General features: G+C 65.0%; 4 protein-coding genes and 1 pseudogene. 3 read left to right on the top strand and 2 right to left on the bottom strand.

All coding sequences use genetic code 11. The features are described 5' to 3' along the window. The 3 genes and pseudogenes from EN993_RS32890 to EN993_RS32880 form a co-directional block, all read left to right on the top strand. Positions 1 to 332: pseudogene (locus tag EN993_RS32890) on the top strand (ABC transporter permease); the annotation flags it as partial. Beyond that, complete coding sequence (locus tag EN993_RS32885; protein WP_109667059.1) at positions 329 to 1,297, top strand: ABC transporter permease; 969 nt, start codon at positions 329 to 331, stop codon at positions 1,295 to 1,297. The pseudogene EN993_RS32890 and the gene EN993_RS32885, both read left to right, overlap by 4 nt. A gap of 2 nt (positions 1,298 to 1,299) precedes the next feature. Then, positions 1,300 to 2,181 carry an SMP-30/gluconolactonase/LRE family protein gene (locus EN993_RS32880; RefSeq protein ID WP_127265946.1) on the top strand — a complete coding sequence of 294 codons (882 nt, stop codon included), beginning with the start codon at positions 1,300 to 1,302 and terminating at the stop codon, positions 2,179 to 2,181. A gap of 1 nt (position 2,182) precedes the next feature. Here EN993_RS32880 and EN993_RS32875 read toward each other — a convergent pair whose 3' ends face one another. Next, a complete protein-coding gene (locus EN993_RS32875; protein WP_127265944.1) occupies positions 2,183 to 2,875 on the bottom strand; it encodes an amino acid ABC transporter permease in 693 nt (230 codons plus the stop codon). Continuing rightward, the gene (locus EN993_RS32870) at positions 2,872 to 3,537 is read right to left on the bottom strand and encodes an amino acid ABC transporter permease (RefSeq protein WP_127265942.1); all 666 of its coding nucleotides are present in this window, start codon (positions 3,535 to 3,537) and stop codon (positions 2,872 to 2,874) included. The genes EN993_RS32875 and EN993_RS32870 overlap by 4 nt, the downstream gene beginning before the upstream one ends. Positions 3,538 to 3,652: the final 115 nt, after the last annotated feature.

The raw sequence follows: 3,652 nt of genomic DNA, 5'->3' as shown, positions 1-3,652 counted from the left end.
ATGTCATCACCTACGGTCTCTCAGGCCTGTTCGCGGCGGGTGCGGCGCTCTACCTGACGACACAGACCGGCGCCGGCTCCCCGACCATCGGCAAGGACTACATCCTGCCTTCGGTGGCGGCGGCGGTCATCGGCGGTGTCAGCCTGTTTGGCGGCCGCGGGCATCTGGCCGGCACCCTGATCGGCGCCTTCGTGCTGACCCTCATCGGCAATCTGGTCTTCGTCCTGCATGTGTCGAGCTACTGGCAGCCGGTTGCTTCCGGCGTCATCCTTCTGCTCTCGGTGCTGGCGAGTTCCGTCGCCGAAAAGGCCGCAAGGAACCGTGTCCAATGAGCGCCTTCCTCGCCCGCAACCGCCTCATCGTGCTCGCCTATGCCGGCATGGTCGTGCTGCTCCTGGTCACGGCTTTGTTCTCGCCGGGCTTCCTGTCGGTCTCCAACATGCGCTCCACCGTCGTGCTGGCGGCCTTCGTCGGCATCGTCGCGCTCGGCCAGACCTTCGTCATCATCGGCGGCGGCATCGACCTGTCGGTGCCCTGGGTGCTCAATTCGGCGGCCATCGTCATGGCGCTGCTATGCGGCGGCCAGGACGTGCCACTGGTCTGGGTCATGCCGTTGCTGCTTGCCGGCGGCGCCTTTATCGGCCTGATCAACGGCGTCGGGGTCGCCCAGTTCGGCGTACCGCCGATCATCATGACGCTGGCCACCAACGTCATCCTGCAAGGGTTGATCCTGGTGCTGACCGGCGGTTCGCCGACCCCTTCGGCGCCGGCCCTGATCCAGTTCCTGTCGGTCGGGCGCATTGGCGGTTTCCCGGTGATCGCGCTGATCTGGCTGGCTCTGACCCTGGTGGCGACGTTGCTGCTTTCCAAGGCGGCGTTCGGCCGCCATCTCTATGCGCTGGGCACCAGCGCCACCGTGGCCGAATTCTCCGGCGTGCCGACGGCGCGCACCACCATCCTGACCTATGTCATCTCGGGCCTCACCGCCGCCTTTGCCGGCATGCTTCTGACCGGCTATTCCGGCCAGGCCTATCTCGGCATGGGCGACGCCTATCTGTTCACCTCGATCGCGGCGGTCGCCATCGGCGGCGCCTCGATCCTCGGCGGCAGCGGCCACTATCTCGGCACCGTCGCCGGCGCCATGGTGCTGACAATCCTCACCGGACTGCTGCCGGCGCTCAACCTGTCGAGCGGCGCACTGCTCATCGTCTACGGCGCGGTGATCCTGCTCACTGTGTCGATCGGCAGCGAGACCTTCGCCGGCCTCGGCGGCAGGCTGCGCAGAAGAGAGGGCTGACCATGGTCGAAATTTCTTGCGTCGTCGATGCCGGAGCCGAGCTTGGCGAAGGCACGCTTTGGGACCCCAAGGCCGGTGTGCTCTGGTGGATAGACATCTGGAAGAAGCTGATCCACCGCTACGATCCGTCGACCGGCAAGGACGATGTGTTCGAGACGCCGGAATATCTCGGCTGCCTCGGCCTGCGCGAGAAGGGCGGCCTGGTCCTGACGATGACTAACGGCTTCCATTTCTTCGATCCGGCGACCGGCACGTTCGAAGCGATCGTCGACCCGGAAGCGCATATGCCGAAGACCCGCTTCAACGACGGCAAGCCTGACCGCCAGGGCCGGTTCTGGTCGGGCACCATGTTCGAGGTGCCGGGCCAGCCGATCGAATTCATCGGCGCGCTCTACCGGCTCGATCCCGACCTTTCGGTACACAAGATGATCGACGGCATCGGCTGCTCCAACGGGCTGGCCTGGAGCCCGGATTCAAAGGTCATGTATTTCTCCGACAGCCATGCCGGCGCGGTCTGGGCCTATGATTTCGACCCCGCCACGGGCGGCATCGAAAACCGCCGCACCTTCATCGACATGACGGTGACCGGCGGCGTCGCCGACGGCGCCACCGTCGATGCCGAGGGTTGCTATTGGGTGACCATCCCGGTGACCAGCAAGGTCTGCCGCTACGATCCCAAGGGCGAGCTGATGCAGACGGTGCTGCTGCCGACCGACCTACCGACCTGCTGCGAATTCGGCGGCAAGGATCTAGACATCCTCTATGTCACCTCGGCCGTGCTCCGGCGCCCGGCCAGCCACTTTGTCGACCAGAAGAATCCGGGCGGATTGTTTGCGCTCGACGTCGGCGTCAAGGGCTTGACCCTGCCGGCGTTCAGGGGATGAGCTAGACAGCCGACATCACCAGCGGCGCTTCGACCTTGCGCGTCATTCCGGTGGCGAAACGACGCTCGAGATAACCGGCATAGAGCGACAGCGGCCAGCACAGAGCGAAGTAGATCAGCGACACCGTGCCGAACACCATGACCGGCTGAAAGGTCACCGTGTTGACCTGTGTGGCGGCGCGCGCGAGCTCGGTCAGACCGATCAGCGAGGCGATCGACGTCGTCTTGACGATCTGCACCATGAAGCCGACGGTCGGCGGCAGCATCAGCCGCACCGCCTGTGGGATGATCACCAGCCGCAGCGTTCGCGTGAAGCGGAAACCGAGCGCGGTCGCGGCTTCCCACTGCCCCTTCGGGATCGCTTCGATGGCGCCGCGAAAAATCTCGCCGAAGAAGGCGCCGCCGTTGAGCGAAAAGGTCACTGCCGCCGCCACCCACGGGTCCGGCCGGTAGCCGAGGAACGAAGAACCGTAATAGGCCATGAACAGCTGGATCAGGATCGGCGTGCCCATGAAGAACTGGATGTAGCCGGCGGCCAGCCAGCGCAACGGCCGCGCCGGCGCGACGCGGATCGCCGCCACCACCAGACCGATCAGGCCGCCGCCGGCAAAGGCGATCAGCGCCAGCAGGATCGTCCAGCGCGTCGCAAGCAGCAGGAACATCAATTCGGTGGGGCCGAAATCGCGCAGGCTCATTGCTTCCACCTGAATATGAGCTTGCCGAAGCCGGCGAAGAGCAGGCTGGCGGCCTGTACCAGCACAAAATAGATGACCGCGATGATGATGTAGACCTCGAAGCTGCGGAAGGTCTGCATGACGAGGTTGTTGGCGACCGCCGTCAGCTCCTCGGCCGCAATGGCGCCTACGATCGAAGTGCCCATGATCTGCAGGATGAACTGCGCCGACAGCGACGGGTAGACGGCGCGCGCCGCCGGCACCAGGATGACATGGCGGATGATGCGGTAGCGGCTGAGGCCGAGCGACTTGGCCGCCTCGATCTGCCCTTCGGGAATGGATTCAATGCCGGCGCGGAGGATCTCGGTAGCGTAAGCACCGAGATGGATCGACAGCGCAACGACGGCCGCCGTGTTGCTCGACAGCTTGAAGCCGAACAGCGGCAGCGAGAAGAAGACGAAATAGAGCTGGATCAGCAGCGGCGTGTTGCGGATCAGCTCGACATACCAAGCGATCGGCCACGACACCAAGCGCGGACCGAAGCTGCGGCCGACGGCGCCAAGGATGCCGATAGCGGTGCCGAACAGGATCGACAGCGCAGCCAGCTGGATGCTCTTCGCCAGGCCGCGCAGCAGCAGGTCGAGATGGATGAGGATCGGGCCGAATTGCAGGGCGGTTTGCATGGGCATCCCGTCACGAGGTCAAGAGAGCGGGGCCGGCCTGGCCCCACCCGATAATGGATGCGTTGATCAGAACACCGGCAGCGTCGGCAGCGGCTGGTTGCGGTACTTCATCGAC

This window comes from Mesorhizobium sp. M7D.F.Ca.US.004.01.2.1, from assembly GCF_003997785.1.
Classification (GTDB): Bacteria; Pseudomonadota; Alphaproteobacteria; order Rhizobiales; family Rhizobiaceae; genus Mesorhizobium; species Mesorhizobium loti.
The sequence above is the reverse complement of the archived record's forward strand: the minus strand, read 5'-3'. Positions and strand labels throughout refer to the sequence as shown.

Bases quoted from the DNA above. Each gene is read 5' to 3' on its own strand.
- EN993_RS32875 (WP_127265944.1), bottom strand. From the start codon at position 2,875: ATGAGCCTGCGCGATTTCGGCCCCACCGAATTGATGTTCCTGCTGCTT.
- EN993_RS32870 (WP_127265942.1), bottom strand. From the start codon at position 3,537: ATGCAAACCGCCCTGCAATTCGGCCCGATCCTCATCCATCTCGACCTG.
- EN993_RS32880 (WP_127265946.1), top strand. From the start codon at position 1,300: ATGGTCGAAATTTCTTGCGTCGTCGATGCCGGAGCCGAGCTTGGCGAA.
- EN993_RS32885 (WP_109667059.1), top strand. From the start codon at position 329: ATGAGCGCCTTCCTCGCCCGCAACCGCCTCATCGTGCTCGCCTATGCC.